Annotated in this window: 14 protein-coding genes; 3 read left to right on the top strand and 11 right to left on the bottom strand. The window is 69.7% G+C overall.

Going from position 1 to position 13,066, the window contains the following annotated elements; genetic code table 11:
* Positions 1-39: 39 nt before the first annotated feature.
* The 9 genes from ABQJ54_RS07920 to xth form a co-directional block, all read right to left on the bottom strand.
* On the bottom strand, positions 40-756 hold the full coding sequence (locus ABQJ54_RS07920; protein WP_367853756.1) for a glycosyltransferase: 717 nt from the start codon (positions 754-756) through the stop codon (positions 40-42).
* A gap of 148 nt (positions 757-904) precedes the next feature.
* Positions 905-1,768, bottom strand: a complete 864-nt coding sequence (locus ABQJ54_RS07915) for a ParB/RepB/Spo0J family partition protein (protein ID WP_367853755.1) — start codon at positions 1,766-1,768, stop codon at positions 905-907.
* Between the two features lie 3 nt (positions 1,769-1,771).
* Entirely contained in the window at positions 1,772-2,653 is an 882-nt protein-coding gene (locus tag ABQJ54_RS07910; protein ID WP_367853754.1) for a ParA family protein, read from the bottom strand.
* 56 nt (positions 2,654-2,709) lie between these two features.
* Positions 2,710-3,345, bottom strand: coding sequence for a 16S rRNA (guanine(527)-N(7))-methyltransferase RsmG (gene rsmG, locus ABQJ54_RS07905; protein ID WP_367853753.1), 636 nt, complete (start codon positions 3,343-3,345; stop codon positions 2,710-2,712).
* A 177-nt stretch (positions 3,346-3,522) separates the two neighbouring features.
* A complete protein-coding gene (locus ABQJ54_RS07900; protein WP_367853752.1) occupies positions 3,523-3,981 on the bottom strand; it encodes an SPFH domain-containing protein in 459 nt (152 codons plus the stop codon).
* A 364-nt stretch (positions 3,982-4,345) separates the two neighbouring features.
* Entirely contained in the window at positions 4,346-5,179 is an 834-nt protein-coding gene (locus tag ABQJ54_RS07895) for a pirin family protein (protein WP_367853751.1), read from the bottom strand.
* Between the two features lie 108 nt (positions 5,180-5,287).
* Complete coding sequence (locus tag ABQJ54_RS07890; RefSeq protein ID WP_367853750.1) at positions 5,288-6,034, bottom strand: DUF4336 domain-containing protein; 747 nt, start codon at positions 6,032-6,034, stop codon at positions 5,288-5,290.
* A gap of 30 nt (positions 6,035-6,064) precedes the next feature.
* Entirely contained in the window at positions 6,065-6,751 is a 687-nt protein-coding gene (locus ABQJ54_RS07885; protein ID WP_367853749.1) for a YecA/YgfB family protein, read from the bottom strand.
* Entirely contained in the window at positions 6,748-7,527 is a 780-nt protein-coding gene (xth, locus tag ABQJ54_RS07880) for an exodeoxyribonuclease III (protein ID WP_367853748.1), read from the bottom strand. The genes ABQJ54_RS07885 and xth overlap by 4 nt, the downstream gene beginning before the upstream one ends.
* 211 nt (positions 7,528-7,738) lie before the next feature.
* Here xth and ABQJ54_RS07875 point away from each other — a divergent pair, with 211 nt between their 5' ends.
* A complete protein-coding gene (locus ABQJ54_RS07875; RefSeq protein ID WP_077480516.1) occupies positions 7,739-7,948 on the top strand; it encodes a cold-shock protein in 210 nt (69 codons plus the stop codon).
* 61 nt (positions 7,949-8,009) lie between these two features.
* Here ABQJ54_RS07875 and ABQJ54_RS07870 read toward each other — a convergent pair whose 3' ends face one another.
* Together ABQJ54_RS07870 and ABQJ54_RS07865 are read right to left on the bottom strand one after the other, a co-directional pair.
* Complete coding sequence (locus ABQJ54_RS07870) at positions 8,010-8,585, bottom strand: GNAT family N-acetyltransferase (protein ID WP_367853747.1); 576 nt, start codon at positions 8,583-8,585, stop codon at positions 8,010-8,012.
* A 4-nt stretch (positions 8,586-8,589) separates the two neighbouring features.
* On the bottom strand, positions 8,590-10,650 hold the full coding sequence (locus ABQJ54_RS07865; protein ID WP_367853746.1) for a M3 family metallopeptidase: 2,061 nt from the start codon (positions 10,648-10,650) through the stop codon (positions 8,590-8,592).
* A 103-nt stretch (positions 10,651-10,753) separates the two neighbouring features.
* Here ABQJ54_RS07865 and ABQJ54_RS07860 point away from each other — a divergent pair, with 103 nt between their 5' ends.
* Positions 10,754-12,475: a patatin-like phospholipase family protein gene (locus ABQJ54_RS07860; RefSeq protein ID WP_367853745.1), complete on the top strand. Its 1,722-nt coding sequence runs from the start codon at positions 10,754-10,756 to the stop codon at positions 12,473-12,475.
* Positions 12,476-12,530: 55 nt separating this feature from the next.
* Entirely contained in the window at positions 12,531-13,061 is a 531-nt protein-coding gene (locus ABQJ54_RS07855) for a gamma carbonic anhydrase family protein (RefSeq protein ID WP_367853744.1), read from the top strand.
* Positions 13,062-13,066: the final 5 nt, after the last annotated feature.

The raw sequence follows: 13,066 nt of genomic DNA, 5'->3' as shown, positions 1-13,066 counted from the left end.
GCAGCATACGCCCGCGCAGTCATGCGGGCGTGACGTGGATCAGAGCTCCTCGACCTTCGTCACCTTGCCCCGGCGCATCAGCCAGGCCACGCCGCGCAGGTCGGCCAGGCCCACCCACAGGCGATCGAGCATGCCGTACTTGGACACGCCCGCGGTACGCGGGCGGTGGCCCACCGGCACGCTGGTGCTCTGGAAACCGGCGCGCTTCACCAGCGCGGGCAGGTAGCGGTGCATGTGGTCGAAGTAGGGCAGGCGCAGGAAGGCCTCGCGCTCGAACAGCTTGAGTCCGCAGCCGGTGTCGGGCGTGGCGTCCCGCAGCATGCGCGAGCGCACCGCATTGGCGATCTTCGAGGAGATGCGCTTGTTGAAGCTGTCGCGCCGCGTGGTGCGCCAGCCGGCGAACAGCTTCACCTCCGGCGCCGCGGTGTCGCGCGCGGCGAGCAGCTTCGGGATGTCGGCGGGATCGTTCTGGCCGTCGCCGTCCAGCGTGGCGATCCAGCTGCCGCGCGCCGCGCGTACGCCGTTCCACACCGCGGTGCTCTGGCCGCTGCGGGTGACGTGGTGCAGCACGCGCAGTTCGGGGTGCTGCGCCTTCTGCGCATCGAGCACGGCACGGCTGTCGTCGGCGGAGTCATCGTCGACGTAGACCACCTCGTAGTCGACCTTGCCGCGCAATGCGGCGGCGATTTCGGCGAGCAGCGGCGGGATGTTGTCGCGCTCGTTGAACACAGGAACGACGACGGAGAGCTGGGGCATGGCAGAGCCTTGATGGAAACGAATGCAGCCGTGCGACGGCAGGACGTATTTTAGTCCGAGGTAGCGTAGGAGCGGCTTCAGCCGCGATTCGTCCGCTTGGTCGCGGCTGAAGCCGCTCCTACGCCGCCCCTGCAACTGCGTCGCGATTTCAGCGCAATTTGCCGAGGATGCCCTCGAGCTCGTCGTTGCTGTGGTAGTGGATCACCAGCTTGCCGCGACCGCCGCGGGCGGCGGCCACCTCCACGCGGGTGGCGAAGCGTTCGGCCAGTTCGCGCTCCAGCGCGGCGATGTTGGGATCGCGCGCAGGTGCGCTCTTCGCCTTGCCCTTGGGCGCGGCCTGGGCGCGGCGTGCGGCGTCCTCCAGCTCGCGCACCGACCAGCCCAGGGTCGCCGCCTGGCGGGCGAGCGGCACGGCAATGGATTCATCCAGGGTGAGCAGGCAGCGCGCGTGGCCCATCTCCAGCTTGCCGTCGTCGAGCAGCTTCTTGATCGGCTCAGGCATCTCGGTGAGGCGCAGCATGTTCGACACGGACGCACGCGAGCGGCCTACCGCGTCGGCGGCCTGCTGGTGGGTGAGGTCGAAGTCCTCGATCAGGCGCTTGATCGCGTCGGCCTCTTCCAGCGGAGTGAGGTCCTGGCGCTGGATGTTCTCGATCAGCGCCATCGCGGGCACCGCGACCTCCGGCACCTCCTTCACCAGCGCGGGAATCTCGGCGAGCTGGGCGCGCTGGGCGGCGCGCCAGCGGCGTTCGCCGGCGATCAGTTCATAGCTGTGCTTGCCGATGGCACGCACCACCACCGGCTGGATCAGGCCCTGCACCTTGATCGAGGCGGCCAGTTCGTCCAGCGCCTCGTCGTTCCAGTGCCGGCGCGGCTGGTACTTGCCGGGCTGGATCTGCTGGATCGGCAGCGTGCGCAGCTCGCCTTCCTGCTCCAGCACCGGCGTGGCGGCGCCATCGCCGCCGAGCAGCACGTCCAGTCCGCGACCCAGTCCCCGTTTCTTTGCTGCCATGCCTCAATCCTGGTGGTTGGCGGCGGGCGCCTTCAGCACCACGCCATGCACGCCCGGTGCGGACGGCTCGGTAATGTCGGTCGGATCGTCCGCTTCATGCGGCTCCACCGGCGCCGGCGGCAGGCCGCGTTCGCGGCGGATGACCTCGCCGGCCAGGCCGATGTAGGCGATCGCGCCGCGCGAGCTGCGGTCGTACAGGTGGATCGGCTGGCCGTGGCTGGGCGCCTCGGCGAGGCGCACGTTGCGCGGGATGATCGAGCGCAGCACCTTGTCGCCGAAATGCGTGGTGAGCTGGGCGGAGACCTCGTTGCCGAGGTTGTTGCGCACGTCGTACATGGTGCGCAGCAGGCCCTCGATCTCCAGCTTCGGGTTCAGCCGCTGGCGCACCGCCTTCACCGTCTCCAGCAGGCTGGAAAGGCCTTCCAGCGCGAAGTATTCGCATTGCACAGGGATCAGCACGCCGTCGGCGGCGGTGAGCGCGTTGAGCGTGAGCAGGTTCAGCGAGGGCGGGCAGTCGATCAGGATGGTGTCGTAGCGGCCACCCACCGTGGCCAGCTGCTCCTTCAACCGGTGTTCGCGCGCCAGCGTGTCCATCAGCTTCAGCTCGGCGGCGGTGAGGTCGCCGTTGCCGGGCAGGACATCGTAATGGCCGTCGGTGGCGACCACGGCGTCAGCCACCGTGGCCTCCTCCAGCAGCACCGCGCAGCCGTTCGGGCGCGCCGCGTGCTTGTCCACGCCGGAAGCCATGGTGGCGTTGCCCTGCGGATCCAGATCGACGAGCAGCACACGGCGCTTCGCCGCGGCCAGCGCCGCCGCGAGATTCACTGCCGTGGTGGTCTTGCCGACGCCGCCCTTCTGGTTGGCGACAGCGATGATGCGTGCCATGTCGTCGATCGTATGCGCGAAAGGGAAGCTAGATTAGCAGGCCCGGCAGGCCGGGTTCAGTTGTCCACGCGGTCGAGCACCACCAGGTTGCGTTCGGCATCCAGCCCCGGCACCGCCAGCGCGTGGATGCCGCGTACCGCGAAGCCGGACGGCACGCCGGGCAATTCCTCGGCCGGCGCCTTGCCCTTCATCGCCAGCCAGGTGCCGCCGGGCACCAGCAGATGCCCGCCCCAGGCCAGCATGTCGGCGAGGCTGGCAAAGGCGCGCGCGGTGATGCAGTCGAAGCTGCCTTCGACGTCCTCCACCCGCGACTGCACGGCGCGCACGCCATCCAGCCGCAGCGCGCGGATCGCCTCGCGCAGGAAGCGGACCTTCTTGCCGTTGGAGTCCACCAGCAGGATCTGCCGCCCCGGTGCGGCGATCGCCAGCGGGATGCCGGGCAGGCCGGGGCCGGTACCGAGGTCGGCCAGGGTCTCGCCCTGCACGAACGGCAGGATCGCCAGCGAATCGAGCAGGTGGCGGGTGACCATCTCGGCCGGGTCGCGGACCGCGGTGAGGTTGTAGGCAGCGTTCCAGCGCTCCAGCAGGGCCTGATAGTCCAGCAGGCGCTCCACCGCGCCAGCGGGCAGGGCGAGGCCGAGCGCGGCGATGCCCTGTTCCAGGCGTTGCTGCAGGGCGGCGCGGGCGGTCATGCGGTATCCACGGCGATGGCGGGCCGGCCAGTATCCGGCAGAACGGTCTTGCGATCATCCATGATCGCCAAATTCAGACGGGCAAAAAGGAAAACCCGCCGGGTGGCGGGTTCAAGGCTTGCTTGCGGCCCCTGTCGCGCGGCGCTCTCCGGCGGCCTGCGTGAAGTGCGCGGCGTCTCAGGCGAGATCCAGCTCCACCCGGGTCACCATCACGCCGCGCGCGCGCAGCGTGCCATTGAGACTCTGCTTGAGTTGCTGGCCCAGCGCGCGCCGGTCGCCGGTCACCGCCTCGGCCTCGCCGTGCAGCGCTTCCAGCGCGCCGCGGCGGATCAGCTGGTCGGCCTGCTCGATCACCGCATCGGCACGCTCGGGCTCCAGCACCTGCCAGTACACCGTGCCACGCACGTCGCGCGAGTCGGCCAGCGGTTCCTCGAAACGCAGCACGCGACCGCCCAGATCGATGCGATGTCCTACCCGGTCCAGCAAGGGCAGCACCACGTGAGTGCCTGGCTGCAGCAGGCGCACCGGCTTGCCGTGGCGGTACAGGCTGAAGACCTGGCCGTCCGGCACGTGCTTCACCGCCATCGCGGCAAGTGCGAGCAGGCTGAAGGCAGCGGTGAAGATCAAGGGAAGCATGGCTAGAAAAATCAGTGCGTTATCTGTCGATTGTTGTGATTTGACAGGAACTTGAGAATACAGCCACATGAACCTGCGAAGATTAATCTTTATTTAACGCCGGTACTCTGCTGCTTGCAAGTACCTGTTTCATTCATCTTTGTCGGCATCGGCCGGCTCGCCTGAAGGGCAAGCATCGGCCGTACCAGCCGGCCCGGCCAACGGCGTGCACGCCCGGGAATGCCGCACATCCGGGCGCGCGGTCACGTTGCAGGTGTCGATTTGATCCGCCTTTTGCCACCCGGGCTCGTCCGCGCAAGGCGGCGCAATGGCGGCAGGACAAGGCCCCGGCCGGTGCGGCCGGGGCAAGTGTGGACGCGCCGCGTCAGAACTTGCCGGCGCGGAAGTCGGCGATCGCCTCGTGGATCTGTTCGGGCGTGTTCATCACGAACGGCCCGTAGCGCGCCACCGATTCACCCAATGGGCGGCCTGCGACCAGCAGCACGCGCGCCGCTGCCTCGCGACCGCCGATGCGCACGCTTCCGCCCGGCGACAGCACCGCCAGCTCGCTGCGCGCAAGCTTGTCGCCGGCCACCTGCGCATCGGTGCCGTCGAACACGTAGGCGAAGGCGTGGTGGCCTTCCGGCAGCGGAATCTCCACTTGCGCGCCCGGTTCGACCGCAATGTCCAGATACACCGGGGCGGTGACGATGCCCGCCACCGGACCGGTGGCGCCGGCCAGTTCGCCGGCGATCACCTTCGCGGTGACGCCGTCGGCCGGGTGCACCGCGGGGATGCGCTCGGGACCGATGTCCTGGTAGCGCGGCGCGGTCATCTTGTCGGTGGCTGGCAGGTTCACCCACAGCTGGAAGCCCCACATCAGGCCGTTCTCCTGCTGTGGCATCTCCGAATGCAGAATGCCGCGGCCGGCGGTCATCCACTGCACGCTGCCGGGCACGAGGTCGCCGCGGTTGCCGTGGTTGTCGCCGTGCTGCATGTGTCCGGCCAGCATGTAGGTGACCGTCTCGAAGCCGCGGTGCGGATGCTCGGGAAAGCCGGCGATGTAGTCGTCGGCGCTGTCGGAACGGAACTCGTCCAGCAGCAGGAAGGGATCGAGCATGTCCAGCCCGGGCTGGCCGATGATGCGCTTCAACTTCACGCCCGCGCCGTCGGCGGTATCGATGCCGCGGATGCGGCGAATGATGCGGCGTTCGCTCATGACGATGCTCCGGTGAGGTGATGCCGCCAAGATGCGCGCACGCGGCACCTTATCCAAGCGCCCCGGCGGAAACGGATCGTTCCGCCGGGGCGACGATGGCGGATGCGTTCACTCAAGCCAGCGGAACGCGCGGCGCAGCTCTGCTTCGGCGTGTTCCGGATAGCAGCGGCCGTGGGCGAGGATTACCCGGCGCGGTTGCCATGCCATGACACGCTGCAGGCAGACGCGGGCAACGGCGCGGTCGCGGAAGGTGAAGCGCATGTCCAGCGGCGTCTTGCCGTCGGGGTCGAGCACGCCACCCAGCCGCGCGATCCAGCGCATGGCCGGGCCCAGCTTTGCCGCCTCGAAGTTCTCGATCAGGTCGGCGAGGATCAGCGTGCTGCTGGCGCGGTGCAGGAACACCACTTCCTCGATCACGCGGCTGCCGCGGAAACGCAGCTGGTCGAGCTCGGCGGCCCAGGCCGGCTCCGGCACGTCGCCGAGGTCGGCGTCGAAGGCGACCTCAATGCGCTGGCTGGCCGCGCGTTCGCGCACGCCGGGCGAGGCCCAGGCAACGGCGCCGGGATAACGCCGCTTCCACGCGGCGATGTGCGTGTAGTGCAGCTTGTTCGGCGAGACCAGGTGGAGCACCGGACCCAGCGTGTCGATCGCGGCGAACAGCGCCGCATCAGGCGCGATCGGCGAATGGCACCACAACCCGCCGTCGGCCAGCCGTGCCACGGTCATGCGGGTGGGAAACGGTGCGCTGCCGCCCAGCGCGGCCATGCGTACGATGGGGCCGTCGACGATCCACAGCCCGGATGCGACCGGCTTGAGCGTGTTCAGCGGCTCGTAGAGCGGCGAGGCGGCATTCACGTGCTGCTTCCTCCCCGCCGCGTCGCGGTTTCAGTGCACCCAGTGCCCGCTGCGATGGCGCGGTGGCGCGCTGTCGCCGCCTTCGGGCTCGGCATGCCGCTGCACCATCGCCTCGAGTTCTGCTTCCGTGACAGGCCTGGCCTGCCAGTACTGGCCCACCGCGTCGAGCACGGCAGGCACCTGCGAGAGGCACTCGTCGTACTCCTCGTCGCTGAGCTTCTCGAATTCGGCGTCGGCGCTGAGCACGCCGTCGTCCACCGCCAGCGCCATCACCGGGCCAAGCAGCTCCATCAGCTGCGGGTCGTCGGCGAGGCGGCCTTCCCACAGCGCGGCGCGCAGGTCGATGCCGCGGCTGAAGCCCTCGCACCAGCCGGCCGCCGACAGCGCGGGGCCGGTTTCGGTGTCGATCTCGCCGAGGATGGGCTCGTAGGCGTCCACATCGAGTTCGGCGCTGATCGAGTCGTTGAGCTTGGCCAGGAGTTCCAGCACGCGGTTGCCCTCGGCCTCGTCGGCGAACGGCTCGTGCAGCACCTCGGGCAGCCATTCGTCCGGCAATACCTGCAGCGGGCCCACCGCCAGCGCGCTGAGCAGGCCGTGCACGCCGTCCAGCAGCAGGCGGCCGTCCTCCCCATTGGTGTGGGCGCGCAGGTAACGGTCCAGCTCGTCGAGTTCGTGGTCGGTGAGCGAACTGGGCCAGTCGGTCTTGCTTGTGTTCATCGTGTATCCAGTTCCAGCGTCACCGGCGTGTGGTCGGAGGGGCGTTCCCAGCGCCGCGGTTCGCGGTCGATCGCCGCGGCAACGGCGGCGGGCTTCAAGGCCTCGCCGAGCAGGATCAGGTCGATGCGCAGGCCCATGTTGCGCCGGAACGCACCTTGTCGATAGTCCCACCAGCTGTAGTGGCCGCCCTCGGCTTCGAACAGCCGGAAACTGTCGGCGAGGCCGAGGTCGGTGATCGCCTTGAGCGCTGCGCGCTCGGGCGGCGAGCACAGGATGTCCTCGCCCCAGGCGGCGGGGTCGTGCACGTCGCGGTCGGCGGGCGCGATGTTGAAGTCGCCCAGCACCACCAGGCGCGGATGGTGTTCGATCTCGCGGCCGAGAAACTCGCGCACGCGTTCCAGCCAGTGCAGCTTGTAGGCGTATTTCTCGTCGCCCACCGCCTTGCCGTTGACCACGTAGAGGTCGACGACACGCAGGCCGCCGACACTGGCGGCAAGGATGCGCCGCTGCGGGTCGTCCAGCCCCGGGATGTCGGTGACCGTGTCGGCGAATTCGCCCAGCGCCTCGCGGGCGAGGATCGCCACGCCGTTGTAGGTCTTCTGGCCGGAGAACACAGTGCGGTAGCCGGCAGCGGCCAGTTCGGCCACGGGAAACTTCGCGTCCTCAAGCTTGGTTTCCTGCAGCGCCACGATGTCCGGCTGCGCATCCGCCAACCACTGCGTCAGCTGCGGCAGGCGCACCTTCAGCGAGTTCACGTTCCACGAGGCGATCTTCATGCGGGCATTGTCTTCATGCGGGCATTGTACGGGATGCCCGTGAACGGCCTCTGCCAGCTGAATCGCCGGCACCCCCGGCCGCCGCCGCGGCGGTTTTCCATGTAAGCTCGTCGGGGCAAGGGCCGGGGAGGACCCGGATTTCCTGCTCCATGTTGTGGTTGGGCGCTCCCGCGTCTGGCCGCAAACCATTCATGTTTCAAGGGTATGTGTCATGTCGGAACGTCAGAGCGGTACGGTCAAGTGGTTCAACGACGCCAAGGGCTTCGGCTTCATCACGCCGGAAAGCGGTGAAGACCTGTTCGTGCATTTCCGCGCGATCCAGGGCAACGGCTTCAAGTCGCTGCAGGAAGGCGAGCGCGTCACTTTCGTCGTCACCAAGGGCCCGAAAGGCCTGCAGGCCGAGGAAGTGCAGAAGGCCTGAGCCTTCGGCACTCCGCCGCCTCGAAAAGCCCGCCGCATGGCGGGCTTTTTCGTGGGCGCGCTCAGCGCAAGGGCTTCACCATGTGATCATGGCGGTGGCCGGACAGCATGCGCTCGCCGTCCACGGCAAAACCCAGTTTCCGGTAAAGCCTCTTGACGCCGGGTTTGGCCTCGTCCACCAGCAGGCCCGCCCGCGTGTGTCCAGCGGCAAGCGCCTCGGCACACACCGCCTCGATCATCCGTGCGGCGAGACCGCGCCCGCGCTGCGACGGCGCCACCGCCAGCGCGTCGAGGTAATACTCGTCGGGCGCGCTTTTCGTCTCGTGGCGCAATGCCCTCGACGGATCGCGCTCACGCAACCGCGCCAGCGAAGCCGCGGCCAGCGCAGGCTCGTCGCGGCCGGGATAGGCGAGGATCACCGCCACCGCGGCGCCATCCTCGTCGAGCACCCGCATGTGCTCGTGGCTGTAGCGATGGCCGCGTGCCGCGAACAGCACGCGGAACACCGGCCAGACCTCGCGCGCCGTGCCTGCCCCGGCCAGTTCCAGCGCCAGCGCCGCCAGCGCCTCCACCAGCAGCGGCACCGCGACGTCGGCGTCGTCGGGACGGGCGCGGCGCCACTGCAACCCGGTGGTCACCGCGTCATTCCAGCAGGCCGTGGCTGCGCAGCAAGGCTTCCGGTTCGGGCTTGCGGCCGCGGAAGGCGATGAAGCTTTCCAGCGCGGGGCGGCTGGCGCCCACCGCGAGCACCTCGCGGCGGAAGCGTGCGCCGGTGGCGGGATCGATCACGCTGCCGGCATCCCTGGCCGCATCCTCGAACGCGCCGAAGGCGTCGGCGCTCAGCAACTCGGCCCACAGGTAGCTGTAGTAGCCGGCCGCGTAGCCGCCCGCGAAGATGTGGCTGAACGCGTGCGGGAAGCGGTGCCAGGCCGGCGGGTGCAGCACCGCCACCTGCTTGCGCACCTCGGCCAGCACGGCCAGCGCGCGTGCACCCTCGGCGGGGTCGTAGCCCAGGTGCAGGGTGAAGTCGAACAACGCGAATTCCAGCTGGCGCACCAGGAACAGGCCGGCGTGGAAATGCCGTGCGGCCAGCATGCGCTGGAACAGTTCCTCGGGCAGCTCTTCGCCGGTCTGCCAGTGGCGCGCGAACAGGTCCAGCGCCTCGCGGTTCCAGCCGAAGTTCTCCATGAACTGGCTGGGCAGTTCCACCGCGTCCCACTCCACGCCGTCGATGCCACCGATCGAGGGCAGCGCGATCTCGGTCAGCAGATGGTGCAGGCCATGGCCGAACTCGTGGAACAGGGTGAGCACGTCGTCGTGGGTGAGCAGCGCGGGCCGGCCCTCGGTGGGCGGCGCGAAGTTGCAGGTGAGGAAGGCCACCGGCAACTGCTTCGCGTCGCCGTCGTCGAAGCGGGCGCGGCAGACATCCATCCAGGCGCCGCCACGCTTGCCGTTGCGCGCATAGAGATCGACGTAGGCACCGGCGAACACGCGACCGTCGGCGTCCTTCACGTCGTAGTAGCGCACATCGGGGTGCCACACATCGACGCCCTCGCGCGGGGCGAGGCGGATGCCGTAGAGCTTGTGCACGATGGCCCACAGTCCGTCGATCACAGCGGGCAGCGCGAAGTAGGGCTTGAGCTGCTCCTCGTCGAGGTCGTAGTTCTGCTGGCGCAGCTTCTCGGACGCGTAGCCCACGTCCCACGGCTCCAGCATGTCCAGCCCCAGCTCGGTGCGCGCGAACTCGCGCAGCGTGGCCAGCTCGCGCTGCGCCACCGGCTTCGCGCGCGCGGCGAGGTCGTGCAGGAATTCCATCACCTCGGTAGGCGAACCGGCCATCTTGGTGGCCAGCGATTCCTCCGCCGCATTGGCATAGCCGAGCAGCTTCGCGGCCTCGTGGCGCAAGGCCATGATGCGCTCGATGCGCGCGGAGTTGTCGTACTTGCCCGCGTACGGGCCCTGGTCGGAAGCGCGGGTCTGGTAGGCCCAGTACACACGCTCGCGCAGGCCGCGGTTGTCCGCGTAGGTGAGCACGGTCTGCACGCTGGGCTGCTTCAGCGTGACCAGGTAACCGTCCAGCTCCTGCTCCTTCGCGTACTGGTGCAGCACCGCGCGGCCGGACTCGGGGATACCGGCCAGGTCGCGCTCGTCGGTGACGTGCTCGTGCCAGGCGTCGGTGGCGTCCAGCACCGCGTTGGAGAACTCGGTGGAGAGCTTGCTGAGCTCTACGCCGATCTCGCGGAAGCGCGAGCGCGCCGGCTCCTCCAGCGCCACGCCGGAAAGCCGGAAATCGCGCAGCGCGTGTTCCACCAGCGCGCGTTCGGGGCGGCCCAGCGCGGCGAACGCCGGCGCGTCGGCCACCGCCTGCACCGCGGCATACAGGTCGCGGTTCTGGCCCTGTTCGAGGCCGTAGTCGGTGAGCTTTTCCTCGGCCGGGCCGTACGCCTCGCGCAGCGCGGCGCTGTCGACCACCGAATGCAGGTGCGACACCGGCGCCCAGGCGCGGGCGAGGCGTTGTTCCAGCCGCTCCTGGCTCAGCATCACGTGCGCGAAATCGCGCGGCGCGCCGGGGGCGACGAGTGCGTCGATGGCGGCGCGGTCGCCGGCGAGGATGGCGTCGATCGCCGGCGCCACGTGTTCGGGGCGGATGCGGGAAAACGCCGGCAGCGCGTCGTCGGTCAGCAGCGGATTGTCTTGGTTCATGGAGGCTCCTTGTCGCCGTGAAGCGTGGCGAGCGGATCGGGCGAAATCAAGCGTGGCCGCGTGACGGATTCAGTCGTCATGCCGATGGCGTAGCATCCGCGGCATGTCGCCGACCGATCTGGCCGAACTGATGGGACGCACCGCGATGTTCGCCCACCTGGGCGAAGCACAGCGCGCGGCGCTTGAGCGCCAGATGCGCTGGCTGTGCCTGCCCGGCGGCCAGTACCTGTTCAAGGCCGGTGAACCGGCCGACGCGCTGTACCTGCTGCGCAGCGGCAGCCTCGGCGTGTTCGACGGCCCCACCACGCTGCTGCACCAGCTGGCCGCCGGCGAATGCATCGGCGAAATCAGCCTGCTCAGCGGCGGCCACCACCGCCTCGCCGTGCGCGCGCTGCGCGATTCGGAGCTGCTGCGGCTGGACCGCGGCGCGTTCGAGGCGCTGATCGAGCACCATCCCCGCGCGATGCTGGACGTGGCCCGCGTGGCGATGCAGCGCCTGCTGCAGAACGAGCGGCGCGACACCGCGCCGGACAAGCCGCGCACCTTCGCGATCCTGCCGGTCGACGCCGGCGTCCCCGTGCGCGCACTGGCGCTGCAGCTGGGCAAGGCGCTGGAAGCGCACGGCAGCTGCGCCGTGATCGACGCCGAACACGGCACCGGCCGCGGCAGCGACTGGTTCGCCGAGCGCGAGGCGCAGGCGCGCTTCGTGATCTATCTCGACAGCAACGGCGATGCGCTGTGGCGCCAGCGCTGCCTGCGCCAGGCCGACGTGCTGCTGCTGCCCGCGCTGGCCGCGCAGCCGGCGCGGCCATGGCCGGAAGCCGCGCCCGGCCACCCGTCGCGTGCGCGGCACCGTCCGCGCCACCTGTTGTTGCTGCATGCGGGGCGCCAGGTGCAGCAGGGCGCGGCGCAGCGCTGGCGCGCCCAGTTCAGCGGCGTGCTGCAGCACCATCACATCCGCGGCGAGGACGACATCGCGCGGGTGGCGCGCCTGGTCAGCGGCCACGGTCGCGGCCTGGTGCTGGCCGGCGGCGGCGCGCGCGGGCTGGCCCACCTCGGCGCACTGAAAGCGTTGCGCGAGGCAGGCCACCGCTTCGACGCGGTGGGGGGCACCAGTATCGGTGCGATCATCGGCGCCGGCGTGGCGGACGGCTGGGACACGCCGACGCTGATGCGCAAGTACCACACCGCCTTCGTGCGCGGCCGCCCGCTGTCGGACTGGACGCTGCCGCTGGTGGCCCTGACCCGCGGCCGCCGTGCCGCGATGCTGTTGCGCCAGGCGTTCGGCGCGATCGACATCGAGGACCTGGCCACGCCGTTCTTCTGCGTCTCCACCAACCTCTCCGGCGCAGGCCGCGTGGTGCACCGGCATGGACCGCTGTGGCTGTGGCTGCGCGCCTCCAGCGCGATCCCCGGCGTGCTGCCGCCGGTGCTGCATCATGGCGAGGTCTACGTGGACGGCGCGCTGGTGGACAACCTGCCCACCGACGTGATGGCCGTCGACGGTCTCGCCCACCTCACCGCGGTGAGCATCCGCGCCGACATCGAGCTGCGCAGCGGCATCGAGGATTTCGCCACGCCGCCGTGGTGGCGCCTGCTGCTGCAACAGCGCCGCGGCCCGCGCTGGCCGGGACTGGTCTCCACACTCACCCGCGCCGCGATGGTCAACAGCGAGGAAGCCAGCGAGCACTGCCGCGGACTGGCGCAGCGCCTGATCACTCCGCCGCTGGACCACATCGGCATGCTGGACTGGAAGGACTGGGAGCGTGCGGTGGAGGCGGGCTATCGCGAGACGATGCGCGTGCTCGAAGCCGAGCACACCTGACTCCCCTCTCCCGCAAGCGGGAGAGGGGCTTTGGCGGTGCGGCTAGAATGCGCGCATGAACTCCCTGCGCAGCTACAAGGGCATCGCCCCCGTCCTCGGCGAACGCGTCTACGTCGACCCCATGGCCAGCGTGATCGGCGACGTGGTGCTGGCCGAGGACGTCTCGATCTGGCCCGGCGCGGTGCTGCGCGGCGACGTGAACCACATCCGCGTCGGCGCGCGTACCAACATCCAGGATGGCGCGATCGTGCACGTGGCGCACGCCGGCCGCTATGGACCGGGTTATCCCTGCCTGATCGGCGCCGACGTCACCATCGGCCACGCGGCGGTGGTGCACGCCTGCACCATCGGGGATGGCTGCCTGATCGGCATGCACGCCAGCGTGCTAGACGGCGCGGTAGTGCGGAAGCACGGCTTCGTCGGCGCCGGCGCGCTGATCCCGCCGGGCAAGGTGGTGGGCGAACGCGAGCTGTGGCTGGGCAACCCCGCGAAGTTCGTGCGCGTGCTCGATGACGACCAGGTCGGGCAGCTGCTGTACTCGGCCGCGCACTACGTGCGGCTGAAGGACGACTACCTCACCGGCTGAGCCTG

The sequence above is a fragment of the Rhodanobacter lycopersici genome (genome assembly GCF_040812335.1).
In the GTDB taxonomy this organism is placed as follows: Bacteria; Pseudomonadota; Gammaproteobacteria; order Xanthomonadales; family Rhodanobacteraceae; genus Rhodanobacter_A; species Rhodanobacter_A lycopersici.
Note: the sequence above shows the minus strand (reverse complement) of the source record. Positions and strands in the feature narration are given on the sequence as shown.